The organism is Pseudomonas fluorescens (genome assembly GCF_902497785.1).
Lineage (GTDB): Bacteria > Pseudomonadota > Gammaproteobacteria > Pseudomonadales > Pseudomonadaceae > Aquipseudomonas > Aquipseudomonas fluorescens_BO.
In genome coordinates this window covers 21311-36564 of record NZ_CABVHK010000018.1, presented here as the reverse complement: position 1 = coordinate 36564, position 15254 = coordinate 21311, and the positions used below count along the sequence as shown (strand labels likewise).

Below are 15254 nucleotides of genomic sequence, written 5' to 3'. Positions count from 1 at the left end.
TCAAGCCTCGGAAGGAGTTTGCTTGTAGTTGTAGCCGATCGGGTGAGGCATGTTGCGCGCCTTGGCCAGTTCGATCTGCTTCTGCCGGTCGATGGCGCTGCGACGGGTCTTCTCGCTCAGCTTATCCCAGCAATGCGGGCAACTGATGCCGGCCACATAGTGCTCGGACGCGCGGTCTTCGACGCTCACCGGGGTGCGGCAGGCATGGCATTGATCGTAGTCGCCTTCGCTGAGGTCATGGCGCACGGTCACCCGGTTATCAAACACGAAGCAGTCGCCCTGCCACTTGGTCTCTTCCTGCGGCACCTCTTCGAGGTACTTGAGGATGCCGCCCTTGAGGTGATAGACCTCGTCGAAACCCTGGCTGAGCATGTAGCTCGAAGCCTTTTCGCATCGAATGCCGCCGGTGCAGAACATCGCGACTTTCTTGTGCACGGCCGGGTCGAAGTTGGCTTTGATGTAATCGGGGAATTCGCGAAAACTGGTGGTCTTCGGGTCGATGGCGCCTTCGAAGGTGCCGATCGAGACTTCGTAGTCGTTGCGGGTGTCGATCAACAGCACTTCGGGATCGCTGATCAGCGCGTTCCAGTTCTCCGGATCAACGTAGGTACCGACCTTTTTGTTCGGGTCCACGCCTTCGACGCCGAGGGTGACGATTTCTTTTTTGAGTTTGACTTTGGTGCGGTAGAACGGCTGCTCGTCGCAGTACGACTCTTTGTGGTCGATGTCGTCCATGCGCGGGTCGTTCTTGAGCCAGGCCATCAGCCCGTCGATGCCTTCACGGCTGCCGGAGACGGTGCCGTTGATGCCTTCTTCGGCGATCAGCAGCGTGCCTTTGATGCCGTTGTCGACCATCGCCTGCAGCAAGGGCTCGCGCAGGGCGACGTAATCTTCCAGGGTGACGAACTTATACAGTGCCGCCACGACAATCTGTTGTGTCATGGGTGATTCTCCAGGTGGCTACCCTCGTAAAGGGTGAACCGGATGCGAAAAAAAACGCGCCGGGTGAGCGGCGCGTTGCGGATTCTAGCAAAAAAGATCGCAGCCTGCGGCAGCTCCTACACGCATTCCAACGTAGGAGCTGCCGCAGGCTGCGATCTTTTGCTTTTAATGCGAGCTGCCGCCAGCACAGGTCGGCGAGGCCGGAGCCGCGTCGAGCTGTGCCCATTCTTCCGGCGTGTAGGTATGCAGCGCCAACGCATGGAACTCGCCCATCAGCTCGCCGAGCGTGCCGTAGACTTTCTGGTGGCGCTTGACGCGGTTAAGCCCTTCGAATTGCTGGCTGACCACCACGGCCTTGTAATGGGTTTGCAACCCACGACTGTGCATATGGCTTTCATCCAGCACTTGCAGGTGCTCAGGCTGTAACAGGCCCAGCGTCGATTCGATGCGTTGTTGCATGGTCATACCGAACTCCGCTTAAGGCTTTTTCTGGGCAGGAGCAGCGGCTTTAGCCTTTGGATCCAGCTCGTTGGTCATGTCAGCCAGCAGTTTGTTGACCACAGGCACCGCGCTTTCCAGCTTGGCTTGGGTCATCTGGGCCGATTGCTGGGTCAGCTGCGGCATTTTTTCCAGGACTTTCTTGCCCAGTGGCGACTGGTAGAACGCGACCAGGTCTTTGAGCTCGGATTCGCTGAAATTGGTGGTGTAGAGCTTGACCATGTCCGGCTTCAGTTTCTTCCAGCCAATGGCCTGGTCCAGAGCGGCGTTGGCTTTGGCCTGGTAGGTTTCCAGCAAGGCTTTCTTCGATTCAGGGGCTTTGGTCTGTTCAAAGCGTTGAGCGAACATTTGCTGCACTTGCATGTACACCGGAGTGCCCAATTTGTCAGCGTGCGCCAGGGTCAGGAAAGCCTCGGCACTGGCATTGTGGCTGGCGGTATCGGCAAAAACAGGGCCGCTGGCGCAAACCAGTGCAACCGCGGTACAGATGGCACGAAGACGAGTCATCGAGTTTCCTTTTCTAGCAGGCGAGGTAAAACCCCAAGGGCGTCCATTCTGCGCCTAAAAAACTGTGTCACTCAACCCCAAGCCTTGTCTGGCCTGAATTAGAGGGGTTGAATGGTCAAAATGCAGACCGATGGAACCACGGCCGGCGATGACGGCCTAAACTGCGCAATCAGACTGACAGGAGTGTGCACGATGAGCCGTATCGAAACCGACAGCCTTGGCCAGGTGGAAGTCCCGGATGAGGCCTACTGGGGTGCTCAGACGCAACGCTCGCTGATTAACTTCGCCATCGGCGAGGAACGCATGCCGCTGGCGGTACTGCATGCACTGGCGCTGATCAAGAAAGCGGCAGCGCGGGTCAATGATCGCAATGGCGACGTGCCCGCCGACATTGCCCGGCTGATCGAACAGGCCGCCGACGAAGTGCTCGACGGCAGCCATGACGACCAGTTCCCGCTGGTGGTCTGGCAGACCGGCAGCGGCACCCAGAGCAACATGAACGTCAACGAAGTGATCGCCGGGCGCGCCAACGAACTGGCCGGCAACCCGCGCGGCGGCAAGTCGCCGGTGCACCCCAACGATCACGTCAATCGCTCCCAGAGCTCCAATGACTGCTTCCCCACCGCCATGCACATCGCCGCCGCCCAGGCCGTGCAACAACAGTTGCTGCCGGCGATCAACGAATTGTCCGGCGGGTTGGCGGAGTTGTCCGCGCGGCACATGAAACTGGTGAAGACCGGTCGCACCCACATGATGGATGCCACGCCGATCACTTTCGGCCAGGAAATGTCGGCCTTTATCGCGCAACTGGATTACGCCGAACGGGCGATCCGCAGCGCGCTGCCAGCGGTTTGTGAACTGGCCCAGGGCGGCACCGCAGTCGGCACCGGGTTAAATTCGCCCCACGGTTTTGGCGAAGCAATCGCCGCCGAGTTGGCGGCGCTCTCCGGCCTGCCATTCGTCACGGCACCGAACAAGTTCGCCGCGTTGGCCGGGCATGAACCGCTGACCACCTTATCCGGCGCGCTGAAGACCCTGGCGGTGACCCTGATGAAAATCGCCAACGACCTGCGCCTGCTTGGCTCGGGCCCGCGCGCCGGTTTCGCCGAGGTCAAGCTGCCGGCCAACGAACCGGGCAGCTCGATCATGCCCGGCAAGGTCAACCCGACTCAGTGCGAAGCGCTGTCAATGCTCGCTTGCCAGGTCATGGGCAACGACGTCGCCATCGCGTTTGCGGCGAGTCAGGGGCACTTGCAACTGAACGTATTCAAACCGGTGATCATCCACAATTTGCTGCAATCGATCCGTTTGCTTGGCGATGGCTGCAGTAACTTCCAGCAGCATTGCATTGCCGGTCTGGAACCGGACGCGCAGAAAATGGCTGAACACCTGGAACGCGGGCTGATGCTGGTGACGGCGCTGAATCCGCATATTGGCTATGACAAGTCGGCGGAGATTGCCAAGAAGGCTTACGCCGAAGGCCTTACGCTGCGCGAGGCGGCGTTGCAGTTGGGGTACCTGACGGATGCGGAGTTTGATGCGTGGGTGAGGCCGGAGAATATGCTTGAGGCTGGGGCCAAGGGCTGAGATTTGTAGCGCCTGACAGTAAGCCATCGCGGGCAAGCCCGCTCCCACAGGTTTTGTGTCGATCCCGGATGTGGTGTTCGACACAAATCCTGTGGGAGCGTGGCTTGCCCGCGATGAACGATGACACAGTTTAACTGGCAGCCATCTTCATCCGCCGCGCCTTGAGCCCCGCCATCAACGACGGCCCCAACGCCACCAGCGCTGAACCCAGCACCACCAACACCGCCCCGCCATACCCCAGACCATTGATCGTCTCGGCATGCACATAATCTGGCCATAACCACGCTGCCACGGCCACCGCCGCCAACGTCACCAAGGGCGTGATCGCGAGCGTCGCGCTGACCCGTGAAGCTTCCCAATGGGCCAGGGCCTCGGCAAACGCGCCATAGGCGATCAGCGTGTTCATGCAGCACGCCAGCAACAGCCAGCCTTGCAGCGGACTCAGTTGCAGCGCTTCCAGCGGATGCACCCACGGCGTCAGCAGCAACCCGCAGAACAGGTAAATCACCATCATCACCTGCAACGAATTCCACACCGTCAGCAATTGCTTCTGCCCCAACGCGTAAAAGGTCCAGACCGTAGACGCCAGCAACACCAGGAGCACGCCGGCGGTGTAGTCAGTCAGCGAGGTGAGCAATTCGGTCAGGCGCTGGTTGAAAAACAGTCCGAAGCCGATCAGCAGCACCAGCAGGCCAATGCCCTGCCCTACGCTGAAGCGTTCCTTGAACACGAACAGACTGGCGATCAGCAACATGATCGGGCCCATCTGCACCACCAGTTGCGCGGTGCCAGGGCTCAGCAAGTTCAGGCCCATCAGATACAGCACGTAATTGCCCACCAGGCCCAGCACCGCCATCAGCACCAGCCAGCCACCGCGCGGGCCGAGGACCTTGCGACTTGGCAGTCGCCGGGTCGCGGCCAGGTAAATGAACAGGCAACTGCCGGACACCATCAAGCGGAACCAGGTCACCGTGACCGGGTCCATCACCAGCAGCACTTGCTTGAGTTTGATTGGCAGGATTCCCCACAACAACGCGGTCAACAAGGCCAGGAACAGACCGTAAACCCAGCGACCGGATGAAATGTGCATGCGTACCCCAAAGCCAGACAGCGAAAACCGTCATTCTAGGCCCCTCGATGGCTGGCACACAGGAACAGTTGCCGACCGGACGCAAATGAAACTGTACAGGTCGCAACATAAAATTGACCCTGTGCCGTTTATCGGGTGGCCAGGCGTCGTAAGCGGTTCATGCATAAGCTCATCGGATCCACAAACCCTCAGGACACCACCATGTACGGCATGCGCGCTCAGGACAAGGCCCCAGCTACCCGCTTTCGCTGTGCCCGACTGTGTCGGGTCAATGGCGAGTTGTATTTCAGTACTCGGGAAAACACGCTGGAGGGGCCGTTTGCAAACCCTGAGGTGGCGGCGCGGGAGATTGAGGCATATATCAAGCGGATGCGGGAGTTGAGCGCCGGTCGGTAGACCGAGGCGAGCCCTTCGCGAGCAGGCTCGCTCCCACAGGTGACCGCGTGCGATCAACATGTGGGAGCGAGCCTGCTCGCGAAGGCGATAGCACTATCACCACAGCTTTCTAAAGCTTAACGCACCGCTTCAAACAACCCGGTCGCACCCATTCCGCCGCCCACACACATGGTCACGATGCCGTAACGCAAATCCCGTCGCTGCAACTCCCGCACCAGATGCCCCACCTGACGCGAGCCGGTCATGCCGAACGGGTGGCCGATGGAAATCGAGCCGCCGTTGACGTTGTATTTGTCGTTATCAATGCCCAGCCGGTTGCGGCTGTACAGGCACTGCGAAGCGAACGCCTCGTTGAGTTCCCACAGATCAATGTCAGCAACCTGCAAACCCTTGGCCTTGAGCAGTTTCGGCACCGAGAACACCGGGCCGATGCCCATCTCGTCCGGCTCGCAACCCGCCACCGTGAACCCGCGGAAGAACGCCTTCGGCTTCAATCCCAGTTCCAGCGCTTTCTCCAGGCTCATGATCAATGTCATCGACGCACCGTCAGACAACTGCGACGAGTTGCCCGCCGTGACCGAACCGTCCTCGGCAAACACCGGTTTCAAGCCCGCCAGACTGTCCAGGGTGGTGTCCGGGCGATTGCAGTCGTCGCGATCAACGATGCCGTCGAGGATCTGCACCTGCCCCGTGGCCTTGTCTTCGACGCGATATTTCACCGCCATCGGCACGATTTCGTCATCGAACAACCCGGCCGCCTGCGCCTGAGCGGTGCGTTGCTGACTTTGCAGCGCGTACAGGTCTTGTTCTTCACGGCTGACGTTGTACCGGCGCGCAACGATTTCAGCCGTCTGACCCATGGGGAAGTAGATGCCTGGGACCTGCTCTTTCAGCAGCGGGTTGATCAGGTTGTCGGTGTTGACGCTTTTCATGGTCAGGCTGATGGATTCGACGCCCCCGGCGACGATGATCTCGCTGCAACCGGAAGCGATCTGGTTGGCGGCAATCGCAATCGCCTGCAAACCAGATGAACAGAAGCGATTGAGGGTCATGCCCGCAGTGCCGGTGCCCAGGCGTGACAGCACCGCCACGTTGCGCCCGATGTTGTAGCCCTGGGCGCCTTCGTTGGAGCCGGCGCCGACGATGCAATCCTCGACGCTGGCCGGATCGATGCCCGAGCGGGTCAGCAGTGCATTGACGCAGTGAGCCGCCATGTCGTCCGGACGGGTCTGGTTGAACTTGCCGCGAAAGGACTTGGCCAGGCCGGTCCGTACGCTGTCGACGATCACCACTTCACGCATGGCATACCTCATTTATTGTTGTCGGTTGAGAGTGGAACGAGCATAAATCCCCCCTTTGCGGACCGCGACAATCATTCATCTCGCGTATGCGTAACCATCGCCTCACTTCTTGTGCTTTTTCGCCTGCTTGTCGGACTTTTCGAACGCTTCTTCCAGGGCTTGGTTGAGGGTGCGCAAGACCTTGACCCGCGCCCAGCGCTTGTCATTGGCTTCGATCAGCGTCCAGGGGGAAATCTCCGTGCTGGTGCGGTCGACCATGTCACCGACCGCCCCCCGGTAGGCGTCCCACTTTTCCCGATTGCGCCAGTCGTCCTCGGTAATTTTGAAACGCTTGAAGGGGATCTGCTCGCGTTCCTCAAAGCGCTCCATTTGCGTCTGCTTGTCGATGGCCAGCCAGAACTTGACCACGATCACCCCGGCGTCGGTGATCTGCTCTTCGAAATCGTTGATCTCGCCGTAGGCACGCAGCCAGTCGGCCGGGCTGCAAAAACCCTCGATACGTTCGACCAGCACCCGGCCATACCAGGAACGGTCGAACACGGTGAATTTCCCCCGCGCCGGAAGGTGGCGCCAGAATCGCCACATGTACGGATGCGCCCGCTCTTCTTCGGTCGGCGCGGCGATTGGCACGATGCTGTATTGACGCGGGTCCAGCGCTGCGGCAACCCGCCGAATCGCGCCACCCTTGCCGGCGGCGTCGTTGCCTTCGAACACCGCGATCAAGGCGTGCCGGCGCATGCGTTTGTCGCGCATCAGCCCGGAGAGCCGCGCCTGTTCGGTGATCAGTTGCTCTTCGTAATCGTCCTTGGCGAGGCGCAGCGTCAGGTCGAGGCTGTCGAGCAGGTTCGCCTGATCGACGCTGGGGCCCAAGGGCGCGGCGCTGACTTTGTCCGGGTGAATCTTCGGTCGTTTCAAGGCGCCTTGCAGGCCTTCGAGCAGGATCTTGCCGACCGCCAGGCTGCGATAACGCGGGTCCATTCCGGCGATCACATGCCACGGCGCATAGTCGCGGCTGGTGCGGCGCAGAATGCGCTCGCCGTATTTCACGAACTTGTCGTAGGTCTGCGATTGTTGCCAGTCCAGCGGGCTGATGCGCCAGCTGTGCAGCGGGTCGTCGGCCAACGCCTTGAGGCGCGCCTTCATCTGTTTCTTGGAGAGGTGAAACCAGAACTTGAAGATCAGCGCGCCTTCGTCGCACAACATTTTCTCCAGTCGCTCGGCACCGTTGATGCTTTGATCGAGCCGCGGGTCCTTGATCACGCCATGCACCCGGGCCTGCAACATCTGGCTGTACCAGTTGCCAAAGAAAATGCCCATGCGTCCCTTGGCCGGCAGCATCCGCCAGTAGCGCCACGCCGGCGGCCGCGCCAGTTCTTCGTCGGTCTGCTGATCGAACGTGCGGACCTCGATCAGGCGCGGGTCCATCCATTCGTTGAGCAACTTCACCGTCTCGCCCTTCCCGGCGCCTTCGATGCCGTTGATCAAAACGATCACCGGGAAGCGTTTCTGCTGCTGCAGTTCGAACTGCGCTTCGAGCAAAGCCTCACGCAGCGCCGGCACTTCGGATTCATAGGTTTCTTTGTCGATGGCGTGATCGATTTCGGCAGATTCGAACATGGATGGCTCCCTTTCCAGATTGAGCAAGACTAGCGGAAGTTCAACGATTGCGGTGAGGTAAAGATGGCCAGAAGATCGCAGCCTTCGGCAGCTCCTACGGGGTGATGCGTACATCTGTAGGAGCTGCCGAAGGCTGCGATCTTTTGCCGTCTGCGCTATTTTGAAGACGCGCACCTTCCCCCGTCTTGCCATGGATCAAGCAGCGCCCCGGCGATCAGCTAGAATGGCCGCCTTGCCGTTGCCGAGCCTGCCATGAAACCTGTACTGCCCCACGCCCAGCTCGACTGGGACGACCAAGGTCTCCCGCGTTCGCGGGTGTTCGATGATGTGTATTTTTCCGACCTGTCCGGGCTGGACGAAACCCGCTACGTGTTCCTCGAACAGAACGCGCTGGGTGAACGTTTTGCGGCGTTGCCGTCGGGTGGGCGGCTGGTGATTGGCGAGACCGGATTCGGCACCGGGCTGAATTTTCTCTGTGCCTGGCAGTTGTTCGAGCAGCAGGCGGTGGCCGGTGCGCGGCTGCATTTCGTCAGCGTCGAAAAATACCCGCTGAGTGCACCTGACCTGCAACGCGCGCTGGCGCTCTGGCCGCAACTCAAGCCGTTTGCTGACCAGTTGCTGGCGCAGTATGTGGCGATCCATCCAGGCTTCCAGCGTTTGATACTGGACAACGGTCGTGTGACGTTGACCCTGCTGATCGGCGATGCACTGGAGCAGTTGCCGCAACTCGATGCGCAGATTGATGCCTGGTTTCTCGACGGTTTCGCCCCGGCGAAAAACCCCGACATGTGGACCGCCGAGCTGTTTGCCGAGCTCGCCCGGCTGGCGGCGCCCGGTTCGACCATCAGCACCTTTACCAGCACCGGCTGGGTGCGCCGCTTGCTGAATGCGGCGGGCTTTAAAATGAAACGCACGCCGGGCATCGGCCACAAATGGGAAATTCTGCGTGGTGTGTTCCTCGGCTGGCCTGCAGACGTTCCGGCGCCCCTCGCCGCCAAACCGTGGTTTGCGCGCCCGACGCCATTGACCGGCGAACGTCGCGCACTGGTCGTCGGCGCCGGCCTGGCCGGTTGCGCCACCGCTGCCAGCCTCGCGGCGCGGGGTTGGCAAGTCAGTCTGCTGGAACGTCACGATGCGCTGGCGCAGGAAGCGTCGGGCAATCCTCAGGGAGTGCTGTATCTCAAGTTGTCCGCTCACGGCACGGCGTTGTCGCAGTTGATTGTCAGCGGTTTCGGTCACACCCGGCGCTTGCTGGAGTCGTTGCAACGGGGCCTCGACTGGGACGATTGCGGCGTGCTGCAACTGGCGTTCAACGCCAAGGAAGCTGAGCGTCAGGCGCAGTTGGCGCAGGCGTTTCCCGCCGACTTGCTGCACACACTCGAGAAAGAACAGGCCGAAGCGCGAGCCGGCATCGACCTGCAATGGGGCGGGCTGTTTTACCCCGAAGGCGGATGGGTGCATCCGCCGGCGTTGTGCCAACGCCAGGCCGCGCATCCGGACATCGAGATAATGACCCATCACGATGTGGTTGAACTGCGCCGTGCAGAGGGGGGTTGGCAGGCTTGGGATGGCGAGACTTTACTGGCCTGTGCCCCGGTGGTGGTCTTGGCCGGCGCTGCCGAGATCAAGCGTTTCCCCTACAGCAGCGAGCTGCCGCTCAAACGCATTCGCGGACAGATCACCCGCCTGCCGCAAACACCGGACAGCCAGGCATTGCGCACGGTGGTCTGCGCCGAAGGCTATGTAGCGCCGGCACGCTTGGGTGAACACACCCTGGGCGCGAGTTTCGATTTCAACAACGATGACCTGACACCGACCGTCGCCGAGCACGCCGGCAATGTGCAGATGCTCGAAGAAATCTCCCGGGATCTGGTCCTGCGCCTGGGCGCCGACAACCTGCAACCCGACTCACTGGAGGGACGAGCCGCGTTCCGTTGCACCAGCCCGGATTACTTGCCGATTGTCGGCCCGTTGGCGGACACCCCGGCGTTTGCCGAGGCCTACCGCGCCTTGAGCAAGGATGCCCGGCAAGTACCGGACGCCCCCTGCCCTTGGCTGGATGGTTTATACGTCAACAGCGGCCACGGTTCGCGAGGGCTGATTACCGCGCCGTTGTCCGGTGAATTGCTGGCGGCCTGGCTGGATGACGAACCGCTGCCCTTGCCCAGAGCAGTGGCCGAGGCCTGTCATCCAAACCGCTTTGCGCTGCGTCAATTGATTCGAGGGGGTCAATCGAACGCAAAACACACCCCTAACGCGTCAGCCTGAATAAACGTTTTGGTCAGATCTGTGAAGAGATCTGCTTCAGCGATCTTCAGTTCATCGCCGATGGCGTCGGCCTCCGTCCTGTAGTGTTCGGCCAGCGTCTGCTCGGTTTCAGCAGGCATCTTGTCGCCATCAACGAGCGGCTTTTCGCCTTCAGCGGCCGGCTTCTTTCGCTGCTCGTGACGCTCGGTCGCCGCCTCCAGCCGCACGTGAAAAGGCGCAGCAAGCGCAGTGAATTTGCTGGCGAAGTGCTCACGCAAAAAATCTCTCCAGAACGTGCGCCCGCTGATGTAATTCGACAGTTCAGGCGAGAGTTCGGCGGCGGTGATTCTGGTGGTGGCGTTCGTCAGGTCTGCTTGCGTGACTTTGCCAAGATCTTGACGGTGCATGGCTTTGGGTTGCCCGACGAGCTTGAGCGATTCGGCCAGCTGGATGCGGTAGGCCAACTCGACCTGCACCGGATCAAGCGTTTTATCGGCCAAGGCCTTTTCCCCGGCAATTTTCGTCAGATAATCCAGGCGGAATGAACGCTTTCCCAGCTGTAACAGGAGAGCGGCCTTCTCATGGGCATTGGCGGCCTGCCGAACCACGGTATCGAGGTCCACCGCGACTTCAAGGTTACTGAAAATCGTCGCCGCCGCATCGTCGCAATTGGCTCTGACGGCCATTGCCAGCAGTTGATCGCGCAACGCCCCGTCAGTCTGAGTGGCGTCAATCACACTCCAGACTCGCCGGGTCATTTCTTCGTGCCAGTGGATGTTATCTTTCGTGCCTCCAATGTCCGCCAGCAATCGAAAAAACCCGATTGAATCCGGCTCGTTCTTCAGCGCCACCCATGTGCGATTACGACTGGCGTAGTTTTCTTCCGCCGATTTCGACATCCACAGGTCGCGAGCCCTTTGCTCAGTGAGCGCCACGGCTGACTTTGTTTTCAGCAGCCCCATCCCGATGCTCGTGCGGTCGTAGTACGCTTGCACCTTTGCAAGACTTACTGCGGCTAGCGTGTTACCGGTCAGGTCGATCGCTTCGACAAATTGCCGAGGCTTTTGAAACAGCCAGTCCGGCAGCACCTGGATCTGGTTGTTCCTCAGGTCTGCGATGTCCAGATGGGTTAAACGAGCAAGCCCGACGGGCAATTCCGTGGCATGGGTATCGCTCAGGAACAGTTCCTTGAGATCGAGCATTTTGCTCACATCCACCGTCGCACCCAACTGATTGCCGCTGAGCCCCAGCGTGCGCAGATTGCTCATCGCGGTGAGCTTGCGCAACGTGTGCTCGGTCAGCTGCAACTGATTACCGTCCAGTCTCAAGTGCTCAAGGTTGGGCATGAGCGACACTGCTTCGGGCAATCGTGTGAGTTGATTGTTGTCCAGTTCCAGGCTGACAAGGCCTTTGAACGGTCTAAGGAAATACGCCAGCTTATCGCCCGCCTCCATGTGCTTGATGGAGAGGTTGCGGACATGCGCGACATCCTGTTCGGACAGTGTAGGCAACTGACCCGACGGGTTGCGCTCGAGCGTGAGCGTGTCAACGGGCTTGCCTCGCGGCCAACGCGGATGCGCGACCCGACGCCAGCAGTTTTCGAGGACATTGGCCACCTGGCGTCGATTGACCCGGATATCGTTGAGTGGCCCCGGTAGCTTATTCATTTCCACTTCATCTTCGCGCCAGGTCCGCAGCACGCCGAGGAAGGTCTTTAATTGCCGCTCAAGCTCCCTGATTCGATTGACCCGCAAGGTCAAGGTGGTGCCGGCCTCGTCCAGAAACGACGACACCTGAAGATCAGTAAACTGCGGATAGAGTTTTCTGACCCTGCGAATCAAAGCCCTTGAATAAGAACCCGGCGCGGGAGGATCCGCCTGGACGCAGGCCGAGAGGTAGTTGGCTTTATCAATGCGCTCCCCCCTGAGCAGCCGACCGGTATGCTCCGGATCGCCGGCACCGGCCCTCGTCAACCGTGCTCGTAGCGTTGCAATGTCCAGCGCATCCTCGCCAGTCAAACCCATGCCGGTACGTCGGGTGGCCGGCAATGCATCGAGTATCGCCTGGGGCAACGTTTCACTCTTCAGCGTGGAAGACACCTTGCCCACGCTTCGGTTGACCTGATAACCCGAGGTCGTCTTGACGATGACGTCCGGCGACAGCGAATCAGCCGCGCCCACGCTGTCGAGCAAGGTGCCGGTCGCCGAGCCCTCGCGCAGTTCAAGTCGAGAGCCGTCATTCCAGCCTTGCACCCGGTCCATCAGCCCGAGTGCCAGTCTGTCGGAGTCGGCATTGGCCAGTTGCGGGAAGCGCAATCCGGTGAGCGCCCGGTCCCGCCGGATCGCGGCCCGGGCCTCGTTGACTTGCCGGGTGAGATCAATGCCGAGGAGCTTGCGCTCACGCAGAAAACTGCGATCCCGGCAAGAGGCATTCTCGAGCAGTTCCTGACACACGCGGGTGGGCAGGTCCGGGGCCTTTTCATGCAGCGCGGCGACATCACCCGTGGCAGTGCCGTCGTGGTTTTTATACAGCCAGTCGCGCAGCGGCTGGCGATTGCTCTTGAGGCTGGCCGCGATTTTCTTCGCCAACAGGTGCGATTTCGATTCCTTGATCGTGATCGTACTCCCGATCATGCCCTCGACTTCTTGCGGATAGAGGCCACTGATGACGGTATCGAGCAATTCTCCCGAATCCAGTTGTTTCTGACTGACGTGCACACTGTTGATGTCGTCGTTGTGCGGTGCTGTCTCGGGGAAGCGCGACAGCACCAGGTTTTTCTCGTCGCGCACTTCAATGAAACGATCCTCCGGCCAGCCCGGCAGCCTCGGCAGCGTGTGCAACTGCTCCTGGAGGAAGTCTGTGTTTTCCGTCTCTGCGCGCTCCATCGCCGCGATCATCTCGGTGATTGACTGGTCGAGGGTGTAGCGCTCCAGACAGTCGTTCAGTCGCTGCGGTAATTTGAGGTTGCTTTCATGCATATGGTGCAGCGTGTCGGTCGACAGCTCGGTGATGTCGGCAAAAGGTTCCAGGTCAACATCGAGATCGCTCAGGCGCGGACTCGCGCGTTCCAGCGCATAACCGGCATCGTGCCACTCGTGCGCATGCTCATGGACGTGCCGCCAGCCACCTTCGACGTTTTGCTCGACGGCCGGCTGGAATGCCTCCGTTCGCAGAGGATGATTGATGGTCCATGCCGACTCCGCCGACTTGCGCGCGACGCGATAAGGCGCCCCGTCCATGACGATTGAAGTGTGTCCGGCATGCCGGTAGAGCCCTTGTGAATCGGGCGTTACGTCGGCTGGCAGTGTCGAGGTTTGTTTATAGGGTTCCAGGTCGGGTTTCCATAACCTGGTGTTGCCATCCGCTCGCGTGACAGCCTCGAAACCATCGTAGAACGCCACCTGCTCTTTCACGCTTTTGCTGAGGGCTGATACAACTTTGCCACCCGCCGCAAAAGCCGCCATTTGCGCGACGTTTTCCACAACGGTGAGCAGATGGGTCAGCGCCTCGTTGCGCTCGCCGTGTGTCCAGTCAACGACACCTTCATACACCTCACTGACAATGTCGAAGGCGGCAGTCACCAGCATCAGCTGGCCGAGCACAGGGACGAAAAAAGCGGCCGCGTTCAACAGCAGGAGACCGCCGTCGAGCAACAGCTGAAGGGTCTTCTCCCTTTGTTGTTCATCGACGTCTGCGGTCGGGACCGCGAGAATCCGCGCATCCTTTTGAGTTTTGCTGACAAACGCGCTGTAGAGAAAGTAGGCCACGGAGGCATTGGCAGGCAGGGCCTTGAGCGTACCGACCACCTTGTCTTTGTCAAAGTGGCTAAAAAAATCGATCTTGTCGTTGCCGAAAAGGAACAGCTCGGTGAAGCGTTTTCTGTAGCTTGCGCTTTGCAGGTGCAACGCAAGATAAACCTTGAACTCATCGAGCGAGGCGTATTCATAAAAAGGACGCCGGGGTTCATTCGGCATGTAGACCAGACACTTGGCCTTCGTCTCGGTATCAATGGAAACCTTGCTGAATACCAGCGCGCCGACCAGGCAAATGTCATGAATCATCACGCCTTGCCAGATCAACGGTGCGTCATCAAGTAGCGCATCCTTGACCTGAGCCGCCGGAACATCCTGTTCGATGATCTTCAGCAAGGTCGTGTAAGCCGCGCGACTGATGTCTTTTTTCAAGTAGGCCATGTGGGCGGCGACTTGCATGTCCAGACGCTTCAACCGGAGGATGTCAGTGGCGGTCGCGGCAGCACCTGCCACCCCATTGCCGGTAGTGGTAGCCGGGGGCGCCAGGACTTCGAAAATGTGCCGCTGGTAGCGGTTACCCAGGTCGAGGTCGCGACAGAGCGCGGCGAATTTCGTGGGTGTTATCTCAGGTGCTGTCTGAGGGTGCGCGTTGATCTTGATCAGGGAGTCGCCGGGAATACCGCCGGACAGGGCTTGAGCGGAGGTGAAGTTTTCCATGGCCGCGTGCAACAGGCTGCTCGGCGTCGTGGTGATGTAGCTCTCGTAGCCGAACGGCAACACGCCGGTCCCTGCGGCAAATTTTTCAACGATGTCCAGGGTGTCCCTCTCGACATCGACGTCGACCTTCCATTTTTCCTTGAGCAACTTTGTCAGTTCCTCATTGCAGAACACATCCATCGGCTTGAGCGTTGCGAGGACCTCCGAGGCCTTGGTGTGGGCAAGTTGCGACTGTGCAAGGGCGGTGTTCAGCGCCTGAACCACACTCAGGTCGGCCGCGCTCAACCAGTCCGGAATGGACTTGTGCAGCACTTCGGCCTTGTCCAGATCTCCCGTGTGTTCCAGCAAGGCGGCCAGGCGGTCTGCGGATGTGAAGGGCTTGGCAGTACTCGTAGTTTTGGGGGCCAGCATGAGCAATATCCTTATTGCGTTATGAGGCGCTCAGTCTATGAAGCCCGGCCGGCAATTAATAATTCGAAAACCGCATCGAACAGCGGCGCATTCAAGCAGTTACTCCTATGCGTTCCATCATTAATTACCGCCTGCGCACTGTGCGTTTGTGCATGGCCTGAATATCAATCCATTGTGGGAGCGAGCCTG

At 59.9% G+C, this 15254-nt stretch carries 10 protein-coding genes; 3 read left to right on the top strand and 7 right to left on the bottom strand.

The genetic code is table 11. From position 1 onward, the window contains the following. From F8N62_RS24390 to F8N62_RS24380, 3 genes are all read right to left on the bottom strand, one after another. Positions 1 to 942, bottom strand: coding sequence for a rhodanese-related sulfurtransferase (locus F8N62_RS24390; RefSeq protein WP_150713068.1), 942 nt, complete (start codon positions 940 to 942; stop codon positions 1 to 3). Between the two features lie 165 nt (positions 943 to 1107). After that, positions 1108 to 1407 carry a BolA family protein gene (locus tag F8N62_RS24385; protein WP_150713067.1) on the bottom strand — a complete coding sequence of 100 codons (300 nt, stop codon included), beginning with the start codon at positions 1405 to 1407 and terminating at the stop codon, positions 1108 to 1110. 12 nt (positions 1408 to 1419) lie between these two features. Continuing rightward, positions 1420 to 1947: a DUF2059 domain-containing protein gene (locus F8N62_RS24380; protein WP_150713066.1), complete on the bottom strand. Its 528-nt coding sequence runs from the start codon at positions 1945 to 1947 to the stop codon at positions 1420 to 1422. A 192-nt stretch (positions 1948 to 2139) separates the two neighbouring features. Between F8N62_RS24380 and F8N62_RS24375 the strand changes: the two genes are divergently transcribed. Next, positions 2140 to 3534, top strand: coding sequence for a class II fumarate hydratase (locus tag F8N62_RS24375; RefSeq protein WP_150713065.1), 1395 nt, complete (start codon positions 2140 to 2142; stop codon positions 3532 to 3534). A 130-nt stretch (positions 3535 to 3664) separates the two neighbouring features. On the opposite strand, the gene F8N62_RS24370 is transcribed toward F8N62_RS24375, so the two are convergent. After that, complete coding sequence (locus tag F8N62_RS24370) at positions 3665 to 4624, bottom strand: DMT family transporter (RefSeq protein ID WP_150713064.1); 960 nt, start codon at positions 4622 to 4624, stop codon at positions 3665 to 3667. 201 nt (positions 4625 to 4825) lie between these two features. Here F8N62_RS24370 and F8N62_RS31970 point away from each other — a divergent pair, with 201 nt between their 5' ends. Next, positions 4826 to 5020, top strand: coding sequence for a DUF6316 family protein (locus tag F8N62_RS31970; protein WP_150713063.1), 195 nt, complete (start codon positions 4826 to 4828; stop codon positions 5018 to 5020). A 116-nt stretch (positions 5021 to 5136) separates the two neighbouring features. On the opposite strand, the gene F8N62_RS24360 is transcribed toward F8N62_RS31970, so the two are convergent. Continuing rightward, a complete protein-coding gene (locus tag F8N62_RS24360; protein ID WP_150713062.1) occupies positions 5137 to 6321 on the bottom strand; it encodes a thiolase family protein in 1185 nt (394 codons plus the stop codon). Positions 6322 to 6423: 102 nt separating this feature from the next. Then, a complete protein-coding gene (gene pap / locus F8N62_RS24355; protein WP_150713061.1) occupies positions 6424 to 7938 on the bottom strand; it encodes a polyphosphate:AMP phosphotransferase in 1515 nt (504 codons plus the stop codon). 252 nt (positions 7939 to 8190) lie between these two features. Here pap and mnmC point away from each other — a divergent pair, with 252 nt between their 5' ends. After that, positions 8191 to 10206: a bifunctional tRNA (5-methylaminomethyl-2-thiouridine)(34)-methyltransferase MnmD/FAD-dependent 5-carboxymethylaminomethyl-2-thiouridine(34) oxidoreductase MnmC gene (gene mnmC, locus F8N62_RS24350; RefSeq protein ID WP_150713060.1), complete on the top strand. Its 2016-nt coding sequence runs from the start codon at positions 8191 to 8193 to the stop codon at positions 10204 to 10206. Here mnmC and F8N62_RS24345 read toward each other — a convergent pair. Continuing rightward, complete coding sequence (locus F8N62_RS24345; protein ID WP_224791408.1) at positions 10167 to 14918, bottom strand: NEL-type E3 ubiquitin ligase domain-containing protein; 4752 nt, start codon at positions 14916 to 14918, stop codon at positions 10167 to 10169. The two genes, mnmC and F8N62_RS24345, sit on opposite strands and share 40 nt — an antisense overlap. Positions 14919 to 15254: the final 336 nt, after the last annotated feature.